Origin of the sequence: Psychrobacter sp. AOP7-C1-14 (assembly GCF_052376135.1) — a bacterium.
Classification (GTDB): domain Bacteria; phylum Pseudomonadota; class Gammaproteobacteria; order Pseudomonadales; family Moraxellaceae; genus Psychrobacter.
In genome coordinates, this window is sequence record NZ_JBQSVH010000015.1 from 1 (window position 1) to 15,025 (window position 15,025).

A 15,025-nucleotide genomic window follows, 5' to 3' on the forward strand; every position below is an offset into this window, starting at 1 on the left:
GTTTTAGCAGTTGTCGTTTTAGCAGTCGATGTTTGAAAACTATCGTTCGTAATCATAAGTATTTCCTCAAAAATAGTAGTCAGTAATACAGCAGTAGATAATGCTTAGACAAACAAAACCCCCGCTAAATGACACCAAAAAATATGCCAAATAACGAGGGTAGTCGTGCTGATATTAGCCTATGTTTGCGATCAGGTCATTATTATTTTTAGTGAAAGCGCAGCAGTGCTAACTCGTATAAAAGTTATTCAATCTTAAATACTTCTTATTGAATAGACTTAATATTGAAGCTGTTGTGCTCTCAAACTCAAATAATTATGCGCCAAAACAAATCATGGTTAAAAGCAGCATTATGTAACCGAAATAGTGTAAATACTATTCATGCGTATTATAGCTTTTATCTGCGGAATTGAATGGCAAAGTAGCCAATCGCAACCGTTGAAATAAAAGCTATTGTCTAAAGGTCATCTCTCAAACTATTTCTAATTGAGGGCGTTAAATTTTTAGATTAAAGTACAATATATCTATTAGCCGTAGATCACTTTCATGACTTCGTATTCAACCACGCCCTTTGGCGTTTCGATGCGTACTTCGTCGCCTTCGAACTTGCCAATCAGACCACGAGCGATTGGTGAGTTGACTGAGATTTTGCCAGCTTTAAAGTCAGCTTCATCATCTCCAACGATTTTGTACTGTTTTTCTTCTTCAGTGTCCATGTTTTCGATCACGACACTGACGCCAAAAACGATACGGCCTTCTTGTGGTAGAGCTGAAGGGTCGATGACTTGAGCGCCACCAAGTTTCGCTTCGATATCGCGAATACGCGCTTCACAAAAACCCTGTTGCTCACGGGCAGCATGGTATTCAGCATTTTCCTTCAAATCGCCATGTTCGCGTGCTTCAGCAATCGATGCTGTGATGCGTGGACGGTCGACACTTTTTAGCTGTTTTAATTCGGCTTCTAAAGCTGCGTGTCCTTGCGGAGTCATTGGGTAACGTTGCATGTTTTTTCCTTAAACCAATAACACCACACCACCTCATAATGAGATGGTGTCAGTGTTGTTGCAATGGATATAAAATATAAAAGAGTGATAATTAAGACGATGTAATAAATAAGTTGGCTATCATTTGTGAGTGTATTTCACCTCAATTCAAGCATAGACGCACTTAAGCTTACGTAATAAAAAGCATAGTCGCAATTTAGCCACTATGCTTTTTAGGTCTATCACAGTAAAGGTATCGTTCCTCAAGCATGGTTGGCTATATGTAAAGCAAACAACCACATCTGAGTGAGCTTTTAGGCAAGCCTAACGGTTATGCTTAATCTACTGAAATTATTCAGCCACGTCAATAGACTTTGCTTGTTCATGCAAATCTTGTAACTTATAGACATCAAACGGTAAGTCAATCGCATAAGATTTGCAAACGGCATCTGCGGCACCTAACGTGGTGACGTAGAATACTTTACCTTGTAGCGCACTACGGCGAATAGAGAATGAATCCTCTTGTGCCTGCTTACCTTCAGTAGTATTAATGATAAGGTCAATTTTGCCGTTTTTCAAGGCATCAACAATATGCGGGCGACCTTCAGTAACCTTGTTGATTTGCTGACTTTCGATCCCAGCATCGCTCAGTATTTTTTGTGTGCCAGTGGTCGAGACAATCTTAAAGCCAAAGTCTGCAAGCTGACGAGCAATCGGAGCGATTTGGGCTTTGTCACTGTCACGAACTGAGATAAAGACGGTTTTTGTCTCGCCTTCAGTCGGTAGACCTGGCAGACGCTCATTACTACCAATAATAGCCTTGTAAAATGCTTCCCCAAAGGTTTTGCCGACGCCCATAACTTCGCCCGTTGATTTCATCTCAGGACTTAAGATTGGATCAACACCTGGGAACTTAGCGAATGGGAATACCGCTTCTTTGACCGCATAGAATGCTGGAACAATTTCAGTCGTGAAGCTTTGGTCTTTAAGTGAAGTGCCAGCCATACAGCGAGCAGCAACCTGTGCTAACGACGTACCGATACACTTAGAGACAAATGGTACCGTACGTGCAGCACGTGGGTTCACTTCTAAGATGTATACGGTTTCACCTTTTACGGCGAACTGTACGTTCATTAGACCGACAACGCCTAGCTCTTTTGCCATGGCGATCGTCTGCGCGCGCATCACATCACATAGCTCTTTAGACAGTGAGTATGGTGGTAATGAGCATGCTGAGTCACCTGAGTGGACACCAGCCTGTTCGATGTGCTGCATGATACCGCCGATGACGACATCAGTGCCATCACAGACACAGTCTACGTCGACTTCGATAGCATCATCTAAGAAACGATCTAGTAGGACAGGCGCTTCGTTTGATGCTTGTACCGCAGTACGTAGGTAATGTCTTAGCTCGTCTTCGTTATAGACAATTTCCATCGCGCGGCCACCCAATACATAAGATGGACGTACAACCAATGGGTAGCCTACGTCTTTTGCTTTAACCAAGCCATCTTCTAAGCTGGTTGCTAATGCGTTCGATGGCTGCACTAGATTAAGCTGCTGAATCATGTGCTGGAAGCGCTCACGGTCTTCAGCGCGGTCGATGGCGTCTGGGCTGGTGCCGATGATTTTAACGCCTGCTGACTCTAGTGCACGAGCAAGTTTCAATGGTGTTTGACCACCGAACTGTACAATCACGCCATCAGGGTTTTCAATACGGACGATCTCTAGCACATCTTCTAACGTGATCGGCTCAAAGTACAAGCGGTCAGAAGTGTCATAATCGGTTGAAACCGTTTCAGGGTTACAGTTGACCATGATGGTCTCGTAACCATCTTCACGCATGGCAAGCGCTGCATGCACACAGCAGTAATCAAACTCGATACCTTGGCCGATACGGTTAGGACCGCCACCGATCACCATGATCTTCTTTTTGTCTGTTGGGTTGGCTTCACACTCGCTATCGTACGTTGAGTACATATAAGCCGTGCTAGTCGCAAACTCAGCGGCACAGGTATCGACACGCTTATAGACTGGATAGACGTTTAGATCCCAACGCTTTTTGCGTAGCTGCTTTTGGGAAACACCAAGCAATTTAGCAAGACGTAAATCAGACAACCCTTTACGTTTAAAGCTACGTAAATTATTTTCAGTCAAGCCACCAAAGCCGAGTGATTTAACAGTAGCTTCTGTTTTAACGATGTCTTCGATTTGTACCAAGAACCATGGGTCAATTTTGGTAAAGTTAAACACCTCATCGACGCTCATACCAATGCGAAACGCATCAGCGACGTAGTAGATACGCTCAGGCGTTGGAATCGTTAAACGGTTGATAATCTCGCTACGCGCTTTTTCAGTACTGAGCTTACCGTCTTTAATAGCCGCAAAATCAATCTGCTCATCGAAGCCGTCCGCGCCTGTTTCCATGCCGCGTAGGGCTTTTTGCATAGACTCTTGGAAGTTACGACCAATTGCCATCACTTCACCAACTGACTTCATCTGAGTCGATAAGATATTGTCTGCTTGTGGGAATTTTTCAAAGTTAAAGCGAGGTATCTTGGTCACGACATAATCAAGCGCAGGCTCAAAGCTCGCTGGCGTTTTACCACCCGTGATGTCATTTTGCAATTCATCTAAGGTATAACCAATCGCTAGTTTTGCTGCGATTTTGGCAATCGGGAAACCAGTGGCTTTTGAAGCGAGGGCAGATGAGCGCGATACACGTGGGTTCATCTCAATGACGACCATGCGGCCAGTATCAGGGTTGATACCGAACTGTACGTTTGATCCGCCTGTTTCTACACCAATTTCACGTAATACCGCGAGTGATGCGTTACGCATGATTTGATATTCTTTATCGGTCAAAGTCTGCGCTGGTGCGACAGTGATTGAGTCGCCTGTATGCACACCCATTGGGTCAAAGTTTTCGATGGCACAGATGATGATACAGTTGTCGTTTTTGTCACGAACCACTTCCATCTCATATTCTTTCCAACCAATGAGTGACTCATCGATAAGTAGTTGATGGTTTGGTGATAGATCAAAACCGCGCTCACAGATTTCAATGAACTCATCGCGGTTATACGCGATACCGCCACCTGAACCGCCCATGGTGAATGACGGACGAATGATACATGGATAGCCCATTTTTTCTTGAGTAGCAAAGGCTTCTTCCATGGTTTCAGCAGTTTCAGCACGCGGGCACTCAAGGCCGATACGCTTCATCGCTTTGTCAAATAAGTCGCGATCTTCTGCCATCTCGATTGAGTCTTTGGTCGCGCCAATCAACTCACAGCTATATTTGGTCAGTACGCCATGCTTGTCTAAATCTAGCGCACAATTTAGTGCGGTCTGTCCGCCCATCGTTGGTAGGATTGCGTCAGGACGCTCTTTGGCAATGATTTGCTCAACGGTCTGCCAAGTAATCGGCTCGATATAGGTGGCATCCGCCATGACAGGGTCAGTCATGATGGTCGCAGGGTTTGAGTTGACCAAGATGACGCGGTAGCCTTCTTCTTTTAGTGCTTTACACGCCTGTGCGCCTGAATAGTCAAACTCACATGCTTGGCCGATGACGATAGGGCCTGCGCCAATGATAAGAATGCTTTTTATGTCGGTACGTTTTGGCATAGTTAGAGCTACCTTCGTTTGGGTGATAATTTGAGTAATCTTTATTTTTGATAACGCTCATGGCGTTTTATACTTACCGCGTTTTACTTTACTTAAGATCGCTTAAACCGCTATGGGCGATTCAAGCTTTTACTTATTATGTAATTATAATCGACCGTTTACGCTTGGGCAGTTTTAGACTGTTCCATTATATCGGCAAACTTATCAAACAATGGCGCGCAGTCATGTGGGCCAGGGCTGGCTTCTGGGTGACCTTGGAAGCTAAATACTGGCTTATTGGTCAGCTCGATACCTTGGTTAGTACCATCAAATAATGAGCGATGAGTAGATTGTACATTGTCAGGTAGTGTGTCTTCATCAACCGCAAAACCATGGTTTTGACTGGTAATCATCACCGTGCCAGTCGCCAAATCCTGTACGGGATGGTTGGCACCATGATGGCCAGTTTTCATTTTAATGGTATTTGCACCGCTAGCCAGACCAATCAGCTGATGGCCTAAGCAGATACCAAAGGTTGGAACGTCAGTTTGTTCAATGATGTGACGTACTGCATCGATTGCGTAATCACAGGCTGCAGGATCGCCAGGGCCGTTTGATAAGAAGATGCCATCTGGGTTTAATGCTAGCACGTCTGCGATAGGAGTCTGCGCTGGCACGACAGTCACGTGACAACCGCGGTCGACGAGCATGCGTAAGATATTTGTTTTACTACCGAAGTCATAAGCGACAACGTTGTATTTAGCATCGATGTGAGTGCCGAGTTGCTTAAAGAAGCCGCCAGTACCGCTATCATGACTACCAGGGATATCACGGTTAAGTAGAGTGTCTGACAAATCCCATGTACCTGCTGTCCATTCAAAGTTTTCGGTCGTGCAGCATTCTTTTGCTAAGTCCATGCCTTTTAGACCAGCAAATCCTTGTGCTAGCTCAATCGCTTTTTGCTCATCATCGCTACTGATAGTCTCACCATTCGAAGCGGTCATGATACAACCGTTTTGAGCGCCTTTATCACGTAACAGGCGAGTCAGCTGACGCGTATCAATTTCAGCGATAGCCACTGTATCGTTACGCTGTAAGTAGTCGCTGAGTGATTCAGAATTACGGAAGTTAGAGGTTGCCATAGTGGCATCACGGATAATAAGACCGTCTGCCCATACTTTGTGACCGTTGCCAGATTCTGTGTCCTCGCTGTTGGTGCCTGTATTACCGATGTGAGGATAAGTCAAAGTCACCAGCTGGCGGGCATAACTAGGATCGGTTAGGATTTCTTGATACCCTGTCATGGCTGTGTTGAATACCACTTCACCAATACGATGACCTAAGCTGCCGATACTCACACCGCGAAAAATTGTACCGTCTGCTAGTGCCAAAATTGCTTGTATTTCTGCCGATGAATTCAAGGATTGCCTCCGCTGTTATTGGTGAGTGCCATCATGTTTTGTTGGTCTAAAATTGCTCCGTATCCTTTTATTTACGGCATTTGACGATTGTCATATAAAGGTAAAAAAAGGGCGATACACAAAAATTTTCCACAAAAAAGCGAGAAGACATTATTGATGGAAACTACAAAACCCACTAGATAGTGAATAGGTAACTTGCATCATGTCCGCTCGCTTAGGCACAGATTTTGCGTATTATATACAAAATAGATGTTTATAGCTAGCCGATTCACTGGATTAATAGTCATTTCGTGGCTAATAATGAGGACTTCATAAAGATAGTCACCTTATAGAAATAGCCTAAGTAAATATAAACTACTTTCCCTTTTATCAAATTCAATATCAAGCGTATATTAATAGCGCTGGATTTTCACAGTTGGCTTTGCCACAATGGACAGCGCAGAGCTAGACCCAGACCCAGCTTTTATAACTATAATGAATACATGGTCGGTTCAAAATAGCTTGGATATCAGAAAGCCAAATCAAAGCTGTCTTTAATAGTAGTTAAACAATAGGCAAAGCACGTTTGGCAATATATCTAATCTCTATAGGATTGATTAAAACAAGGAGTCGTTATGATTTATCAGTATTTAGACAAAACCCCTGAATTCGCCGTACCGTTCAACGGTTGGGTAGCAGATTCAGCGCAAGTGATGGGCGATGTATATTTAGGCCATCAAGCCAATATCTGGTTTGGTGCAGTGATACGCGGTGACAACGATCGTATCCATATCGGCGACTATAGTAATGTGCAAGAAAACAGTGTGATTCATACTGATGCAGGTATCAAAGTGACTATTGGTAATTACGTGACTATCGGTCATCTGGCTATGTTACACGGCTGTGAAGTCGGTGATAACAGCTTGATTGGTATAGGTGCAGTGGTGCTCAATAATGCCAAAATAGGTAAAAACTGCCTGATAGGGGCAAAAGCACTAATTACTGAAGGTCAGGTGATTCCAGATAACTCGCTAGTGATGGGCGCGCCTGCAAAAGTGGTCAAGACACTGACAGATGAGCAAGCTGCCATGCTAAAAATGTCAGCACTACATTATGCTGAGCGTTGCCAAAAATTCAAAACAGGCTTGACAGAAATAGCGATGCCTGACTAAAGGTCAATAGTTGAAGCAATTCCAAACGGATATATTACAAGGTGTGAGCAATATTTAATTGCTGTGCTGTTCAAGAGCTGCGCTCAGCCCTAGTAGATAACTGTATCCAATTTTATTAAACAATTCATATTTTTTCGCAACCAACGATAAGGTCTCACCATGCAGGCAAATCAAGCACAAAAACAACTGGCATTATTTGATTTAGATCATACATTACTTGATGTCGATAGCGATTATCTCTGGGGTGAGTATATCGTAAAGCATGACCTTGTTGACGAGGCACAATACCGCACGGCTAATCAGAAATTTTATAATGATTATATTGAAGGTACGCTAGACGCGACAGAATACAATGAATTCGTCGCGCAGTTTTTAAGCAGTCTACCGCTTGATAGACTTGATGAGCTAAGAGAAGACTATATCAAAAGCGAAATCGAGCCACATATTCGCCCAAAAGCGATGGAAGCACTGTGTCAACACATTGAGCAAGGTCATGATGTGGTGATTATTTCTGCGACCAATGATTTTGTGGTATCCGCCATTGCTAAGCGTTTTGGTATTGAAGCTGCCAATGTGTTGGCGACGCCACTCGAGATCAAAGACAATCGCTATACAGGCAAGCTCATCGATAAGCCAAACTTTCAGGCGGGCAAGATATACCATCTAGACAAATGGCTGGGTAAACAGCAAACAGCTGGTATAACGTTCGAAAAAACATACGCGTATTCGGATTCCAAAAATGATATTCCACTACTAGAATGGGCTGATGTAGCCGTTTGTGTGTCACCCGATGAAGCGTTACATGCGCACGCCTTGGCACATCGCTGGGCCGTAGAAGACTGGTCAATCTAACAAGCTTTTCAATCTAGTAAGAGTAGCAACATTGACATTAGTGACAATTAGTCACTCATTTATGCTCAATCTCATTTAAAATAGCGCCGTATTCGTTATTTATTTTTATTAGAAAACAGGAATATTCATGGAAATTAATCCGTATCAAGAACAGATCAAAGACTTATCAGAGCGTGGGCAGGACTTGCGGAGGTATCTTTGACTTCGATGGTAAGCAAGAACGCTTAGAAGAAGTCAATTTAGAATTAGAAAACCCCGAGCTATGGAACGATCCAGAGCGCGCGACCAAAATTAATAAAGAAAAAAGTCATCTGGATGGTGTTATCGATGTGGTGGTCTCTCTTGAAACCACATTAGAAGATGCGTCTGCTATGCTAGAGTTGGCAGTTGAAGCAGAAGATGAATCATTGCTAGCTGACGTGCAGAGCGAGCTAGATAGCGCAGAGCAACGCGTTGCTGATTTAGAATTCCGCCGAATGTTTAGCGGTGAGATGGATCCAAACAACTGCTACTTGGATATCCAATCTGGTAGTGGTGGTACTGAAGCGCAAGATTGGGCTGAAATGCTGCTGCGTATGTATACACGCTGGGCAGAAGCTCATGGCTTCAAAGTCGACGTGATTGAAGTGTCATCAGGTAGTGTTGCTGGCATTAAGTCGGCAACCATTGAGATCAAAGGTGACTATGCGTTTGGTTGGTTGCGCACCGAGATTGGTGTCCACCGTTTGGTACGTAAGTCACCATTTGATAGTAATAACGGACGTCATACGTCGTTTGCTGCGGTGTTTGTCTCGCCTGAGATTGATGATAATGTCGAGATTGATATCAATCCAGCTGATTTGCGTATCGATACTTATCGCTCATCTGGCGCGGGTGGTCAGCATGTAAACACGACAGATTCTGCGGTACGTATTACCCATGAGCCATCGGGCGTGGTAGTGACGTGTCAGAATGAGCGTAGTCAACATGGTAACAAAGCCACGGCGATGAAAATGCTACGTGCTAAGCTCTATGAGCTTGAGATGCAAAAACGTATGGAGTCACAGCAAGCGGTCGAAGACGGTAAGTCTGACGTCGGCTGGGGTAGTCAAATCCGCTCGTACGTGCTTGACGACTCACGTATTAAAGACTTACGCACGGGCGTTGAAACCTTCAACACGGGTGCTGTGCTAGATGGTGACCTCGATCAGTTTATTGAAGCGAGTCTAAAAGCAGGGTTGTAAGCAGCCGTTTTAAAATAGTAACTAATATTTAATTAAGGAAAATTATGCCAAGCGTTAATAATTATTTTGATGACAAAGTAACTTCTATTGCCTTTCAAACAGCGACTAAGCCTGCGACCGTCGGCGTCATGGAAATTGGTGAGTATGAGTTTGGTACCAGTGAATTTGAAACCATGAGTGTGGTGAGCGGTGCATTGACTGTCAGTCTACCAGAGAGTGATGAGTGGCAAACGTTTAACGCTGGCGAGCAGTTTACCGTTGAGGCCAATCAAAAGTTTCAAGTAAAAGTAGCGGTCGAAACTGCTTATCTATGTGTATATGGTAAATAACGATTGTTAAGCTATATCGGTATTAGAACAATTAACGCTAAGCATAAAATGCTTAGCGTTTTTTTGTGTATTGTATTCTCGAGCTAACCTCAAAAGATAAAACAAACAAGTACGATTTATAGGTTCTTACGGTATTGCACCATATCGGTCAAGCTGGCGATGTTGTTGTATAGCTTACGTGCAGATGTATTATCTTCTTGCGTTACCCAATAGACACGGTTGCAGCCTTTCTCATTGGCAAAAGCATAAACCTGTTCGATTAACGCACGTCCAACGCCTTGACCGCGCACATTTTCACTCACGTATAGATCTTCTAAATAGCAACAGTCAGTAGTGTTCCAAGTATTGGGGTGTAGTACCACATGTGTAAAGCCTACGAGCACATCACGTTCCCACGCGCCAAATCCATAAATGGCTACGTTATCATCTAAAATATTACGCCATGTTGCCTCTATGACGCTAAGGGGTAAGGCAGTCTCATAAAAGTTCAAATAGTCTTGCCATAATACCAACCAAAAGTCATAGTTGGCTCTAGAGAGTGGTGCTGTTTTGATAGAAGTGTTTTTCATTATTTTTTATTCAACTTAAGTTTTGATAGTCACTGAATTATGCCCTAAAACTCTATAGTTGAGTACCCTGATATCCGCTTTATTTTACACAGCCTTACACATTCTCTGCGCCAAGCAAACAGCAAAAACTACCGTCATTAATTATGCTAAAACCATGAATTCTAAAAGGTATATAGGTTTATGACAAAGGCAACAATAAAGACAAGCCAGCAGACAATGACTAGAGACGTGCGTCATGATTACGAGCACCTCGCGCGCCGAGCCAATTTGCGTTATGTGAGTGATGATGAGCCAGGTTACGAGCGCAGACGTTGGGGTCGTGGCTTTACTTATCGTGATGCAACGGGCAACACGGTAAAAGACAAAGCATTGCGTCAGCGCTTTGATGCATTGGTGATACCGCCCATGTGGTCAGAAGTATGGATATGCCAAGATGAAAGAGGTCATTTGCAATCGACAGGACGAGACGAAAAGTCACGTAAGCAGTATCTGTATCATCCGTCATGGAACAATATCCGCGACCAAGCAAAGTTTGATGCAATGATTGGATTTGCAGAGGCACTGCCCAATCTGCGTGCGCAAGTCGAGGCAGATTTGGAAGCAGAGTCCTTATCGCGTACCAATGTACTCGCTGCCGTCGTTAAGTTGCTAGAGACCACATTAATCCGTGTGGGTAATAGCCGTTATGCCAAGCTCAATAAAAGCTATGGTCTGAGTACGCTACGCAGTAAGCATGTCAGTGAAACCGATAATGGGCTGGCGTTTGATTTCGTCGGAAAGAGTGCAAAAGAGCATCATATTGAGTTGCAAGACGAGCGATTGATTGACATCGTACAAGCCTGCTCCGAGCTGCCAGGCTATCAGATATTCAAATATTTAGATGACAACGGGCACAAACAAGTTGTCGACAGTAGCGATATCAACGAGTATCTGCGCATGCATACGTGCGGTATGGATTGTGAGAGCAAACTATACAGCGCAAAAGATTTTCGCACATGGATGGCAAGTGTGCTTGCGGCAAGCTACCTATATGATGAGCTACAAACGTCTGCAGGCGCTAGCATATTAGATAGTGCACCAGAAAGCGCTGAGCGACAGCAATTAGTCACTGATATGGTAAAAAGTGTGGCAGCAGAGCTGGGTAATACGCCAACTGTATGCCGCGCCTCTTATATTCATCCTATTGTCATTGAGCGTTTTTTGGCAGGGCAATTCTTTGAAACTTACAAACAAGCGCGCCGTGGACGAACCAAACAATACCAAAGCTGTGAAGAGAAGGCGTTATTAGGATTCTTAAGGGCTGATGTTTAGGTGTGAGGTTTTATATAGCAATAGTAGAATGCTGACTCTTTAACAACAAATTGAAAACTTGCTATCAGGCATTGGTCGTTGTAGATGTCTGTATTGGTTTATAGCGAATTAATGATAAATAGTTATAAGGTATCCCTATTATTATAAAATAAAAATGATACGTTATGTATTGAAATAAGTATAAAAATGCGTTACTAATAGAGCATGATAAATACGAACATATGAAATGGTCTATAGGATGTGACCGTTTTTCAATCATAAATACCATTTTACCAGTTACCTACTATTGCTAAAGGATTAGCTTATGAACACCGCCACTCAAACCCCGACGAATATTGATATAGATACTACCGTCACACCAAAAAATTATACCGATTACTATAATCATTTTGAGATGAATACACTGCTGTCAGAAATATTTGGCGAGCATGTGGACGATCGTTTAAATGCTTATATGGCTTGCTGTGGTCGTCATGTACGTGATGGCCGCGCTGACAATCCTGCGTTAGTACATGAAGATACCTTAGGCAATATCACGCGCATGAGCTTTGGTGAGCTTGATAAAGCAAGCGCGCAGGTCGCCAACTTGCTACAGTCGTATGGGGTAAAAACGGGAGACAAAGTAGCGACTATGCTGCCGCGTACGCCTGAGCTTCTCACCGTCGTATTGGCAACATGGCGCATTGGAGCTGTATATCAGCCACTATTTACTGCTTTTGGCTATGACTCAATCAAATACCGTATGGACAAAGCCGACACCAAAGTTGTTTTTACCAATCTAGAGAACCGCAGTAAGTTTGAAGACTTAGCCGCGCAAACTAAGATGGTATTGGTTGGCAGTCCTGATGATGCTCAGACGTGGGGTGATGACCACTATACTCAGTCCATGGCAGCACAGCCGCAGACGATAGAGCCAGTCACGCTTGATACGGACGCACCATTTTTGCAGATGTTCACCTCAGGTACGGTTGGTAAATCAAAAGGCGTCAGTGTTCCATTAGCTGCGTTACCGGCTTTCTATTTATATATGCGTTATGCCATCGACCTACGCGAAGATGATCAGTATTGGAACATGGCGGATCCAGGCTGGGCATATGGTTTGTACTATGCTATTACAGGGCCACTATTATTAGGCGTCACCACTTATTTTAATGAAGCAGGGTTTGATGCGAACCATACCCGTGATTTCATGGTACGTCACAAGATTACCAATTTGGCATCTTCACCAACGGCATTTCGCATGATGAAATCTAGCGGCGTTTTTGAGGACGCTCATAACGACGCAAATGCCAAACTGTCTCTTCGCTGTGCTAACTCGGCAGGGGAGACGCTGAATACCGAGGTGGTCAACTGGGTCGAGACGTACTTAGCTTGTCAGGTAAAAGATCAATATGGGCAAACAGAGACTGGCATGACTTGCTGTGCACATCATGCACTAGCGCATGACTGTCCTGTTGGCTCGATGGGTATGGCGCTACCAGGCCACGTCCTAGTAGTATTAGATGATGATATGAATGTATTACCAGATGGTGAGCAAGGACAGCTAGCAGTCGTTGTCAGTCAGTCACCTGCGTTTTACTTCCGTGGTTATAGCTGGAATGAAAAACAAGCCTTTGTAGATGATTACTATCTGACAGGCGATGTGGTCGAGCGTCATAGTGATGGCAGTTACTGGTTTTCAGGGCGTGATGATGACATCATTATTACCGCAGGTTACCGCGTTGGGCCTACTGATGTCGAAAACACTGTATTAGAGCATGAGGCCGTTGCAGAGTCTGCGGCGGTAGGCGTGCCAGACGAAGTGCGCGGTCATACTATCAAGTCTTATGTGGTGCTAAAAGACGGTATCGAAGGTAGCGAGCAGATTGCTAAAGACATCCAAGAGCTGGTACGCAAACGTCTATCAACTCATGCTTATCCGCGTGAGGTCGAGTTTGTGACAGAATTACCAAAAACGCCAAGTGGTAAGATTCAACGCTTTTTGCTGCGTAGTCTGTCTGCTGCGTAAATGAATTGGTAAAGCGTTTATAGGTTGAATAAAAAATATCTAATGAAAAGTAAAAACTGAAAGGGATAATCATGCAAGTTAAACAAAATAGCTTTTTAGTCACAGGCGGTGCATCGGGTTTGGGTGAGTCGGTGGCTCGTGCGATTGTAGATCAAGGTGGTAATGTCGTTATTGCTGACCTAAATGAAAACGCTGGGCAAGCGTTAGTCGCTGAACTTGGTGACAGTACACGCTTTGTACGCTGTGATATTACTAATGGCGATGAAGTACAATCAGCAGTTGAGATGGCTGAAGAAGCTTTTGGTGGCCTACAAGGTTCAGTCAACTGTGCAGGTATCGCAGTAGTACAGAAGCTGCTAGACCGTGACAATAATCCAGCAGATCTTGAGTCATTCAGTCGCGGGGTTAATATTAATCTGGTCGGTTCATTTAACGTTGCACGTTTGGTCGCAGCGAGCATTGCCAAGCGTATAGCCAATGACAGCACTGTAGAAAAAGGCAATGAAGAAGGTAACATAGATCAAGGTATTATTATCAATACGGCATCTATTGCAGCCTTTGATGGTCAAGTCGGTCAAGCCAGCTATTCATCGTCTAAGGCAGGCGTGGTCGGTCTAACATTGCCGCTGGCTCGTGAGTTAGCTCGTCACGGTATTCGTGTCATGACGATAGCCCCAGGGGTTTTTGCCACACCAATGATGGATACCATTCCTGAAAAGGCACGCGAACAGCTAGAGGCGGGTGTGCCATATCCTAAACGTTTAGGCGCTCCCAATGAGTTTGCTAAATTGGTGACCCATATCATCGATAACGCTTATCTGAATGGTGAAGTCATTCGCTTAGACGGTGCGATTCGTATGGTGTAGTCCACGTAATTTTCATCATTCTTGCACAAAAATTGGCATGATTCTTTGATACAGTATTATTAATCGTTTTTGAGCGTTAATAATAAGGATCAAGTTTCGTGTCATTTTTTTGCAAAAGACCTCATCAGTTAGACAAGCCGCGTACCTATAGGTTGCTTACATTCATCAGTCTTAGCTTTGCTGTATTTGTAAGCACCAGTGCTATCGCTTATGTCAAAACCACTTCAGAAAACAAAAGTCCAATTCCTTCTTCTATAGTGATCGATCGAGTCTTTGTTGATAAATCAGACCGTGTATTGCAACTCATGAGCCATGGCAAAGTCATACGGTCATATCGTATTGCGCTTGGAGATAGCCCAGCTGGTCATAAGCAGCAAGAGGGCGATCAGCGCACACCAGTTGGTGTTTATACATTAGATTATAAAAATGAGAACTCTATTGCGCATCGTTCTATCCATATTAGTTATCCGAATACTGAGGATAAGGCGCGAGCGACGTCATTGGGTGTCAGCCCAGGCGGCGATATCATGATTCATGGGCAAATGAATGGCTTTGGACATTTGGGCTGGCTAAACCAGCAGCGTGATTGGACAGATGGTTGTATCGCAGTTACCAATGATGAGATGGATACTATTATGGCAGCCGTGACGATTGGCACTCCTATTGAAATCGTAGAGTAGCATAGCCCGATTGTGATTAGGTC

The 15,025-nt window shown here is 44.0% G+C and carries 12 protein-coding genes; 8 read left to right on the plus strand and 4 right to left on the minus strand.

Annotated elements, in window-relative coordinates; translation table 11 throughout:
* Positions 1 to 527: 527 nt before the first annotated feature.
* From greA to carA, 3 genes are all read right to left on the minus strand, one after another.
* Positions 528 to 1,004 (minus strand): transcription elongation factor GreA, encoded by a 477-nt coding sequence (gene greA, locus ACT3QN_RS10180; protein WP_444523503.1) that lies wholly within the window; start codon positions 1,002 to 1,004, stop codon positions 528 to 530.
* Positions 1,005 to 1,334: 330 nt separating this feature from the next.
* Positions 1,335 to 4,613: a carbamoyl-phosphate synthase large subunit gene (carB, locus tag ACT3QN_RS10185; protein ID WP_444523502.1), complete on the minus strand. Its 3,279-nt coding sequence runs from the start codon at positions 4,611 to 4,613 to the stop codon at positions 1,335 to 1,337.
* Positions 4,614 to 4,771: 158 nt separating this feature from the next.
* Positions 4,772 to 6,013, minus strand: coding sequence for a glutamine-hydrolyzing carbamoyl-phosphate synthase small subunit (carA, locus tag ACT3QN_RS10190; protein WP_444523501.1), 1,242 nt, complete (start codon positions 6,011 to 6,013; stop codon positions 4,772 to 4,774).
* A 614-nt stretch (positions 6,014 to 6,627) separates the two neighbouring features.
* Between carA and ACT3QN_RS10195 the strand changes: the two genes are divergently transcribed.
* The 4 genes from ACT3QN_RS10195 (at position 6,628) to ppnP (ending at position 9,568) form a co-directional block, all read left to right on the plus strand.
* Positions 6,628 to 7,164, plus strand: coding sequence for a gamma carbonic anhydrase family protein (locus ACT3QN_RS10195; protein ID WP_444521700.1), 537 nt, complete (start codon positions 6,628 to 6,630; stop codon positions 7,162 to 7,164).
* Positions 7,165 to 7,323: 159 nt separating this feature from the next.
* Complete coding sequence (locus ACT3QN_RS10200) at positions 7,324 to 8,016, plus strand: HAD family hydrolase (protein ID WP_444523500.1); 693 nt, start codon at positions 7,324 to 7,326, stop codon at positions 8,014 to 8,016.
* Positions 8,017 to 8,143: 127 nt separating this feature from the next.
* Positions 8,144 to 9,239, plus strand: a protein-coding gene (gene prfB, locus ACT3QN_RS10205) for a peptide chain release factor 2 (protein ID WP_444523499.1) whose coding sequence is annotated in 2 segments (ribosomal slippage) — positions 8,144 to 8,215 and positions 8,217 to 9,239 — 1,095 coding nt in all. Because the reading frame shifts where the segments join, the coding sequence is not laid out codon by codon here.
* 44 nt (positions 9,240 to 9,283) lie between these two features.
* Positions 9,284 to 9,568, plus strand: a complete 285-nt coding sequence (gene ppnP / locus ACT3QN_RS10210; protein WP_444523498.1) for a pyrimidine/purine nucleoside phosphorylase — start codon at positions 9,284 to 9,286, stop codon at positions 9,566 to 9,568.
* A gap of 116 nt (positions 9,569 to 9,684) precedes the next feature.
* Here the strand turns inward: ppnP and ACT3QN_RS10215 are convergent, their stop codons facing one another.
* Positions 9,685 to 10,137, minus strand: coding sequence for a GNAT family N-acetyltransferase (locus ACT3QN_RS10215; RefSeq protein ID WP_444523497.1), 453 nt, complete (start codon positions 10,135 to 10,137; stop codon positions 9,685 to 9,687).
* 180 nt (positions 10,138 to 10,317) lie between these two features.
* On the opposite strand from ACT3QN_RS10215, the gene ACT3QN_RS10220 reads away from it, so the two are divergent.
* From ACT3QN_RS10220 to ACT3QN_RS10235, 4 genes are all read left to right on the plus strand, one after another.
* A complete protein-coding gene (locus tag ACT3QN_RS10220; protein WP_444523496.1) occupies positions 10,318 to 11,448 on the plus strand; it encodes a DNA topoisomerase IB in 1,131 nt (376 codons plus the stop codon).
* Positions 11,449 to 11,752: 304 nt separating this feature from the next.
* Positions 11,753 to 13,456: an AMP-binding protein gene (locus ACT3QN_RS10225; RefSeq protein ID WP_444523495.1), complete on the plus strand. Its 1,704-nt coding sequence runs from the start codon at positions 11,753 to 11,755 to the stop codon at positions 13,454 to 13,456.
* Between the two features lie 71 nt (positions 13,457 to 13,527).
* Entirely contained in the window at positions 13,528 to 14,322 is a 795-nt protein-coding gene (locus tag ACT3QN_RS10230) for an SDR family NAD(P)-dependent oxidoreductase (RefSeq protein WP_444523494.1), read from the plus strand.
* Positions 14,323 to 14,420: 98 nt separating this feature from the next.
* Positions 14,421 to 15,002: a L,D-transpeptidase family protein gene (locus tag ACT3QN_RS10235; protein WP_444523493.1), complete on the plus strand. Its 582-nt coding sequence runs from the start codon at positions 14,421 to 14,423 to the stop codon at positions 15,000 to 15,002.
* Positions 15,003 to 15,025: the final 23 nt, after the last annotated feature.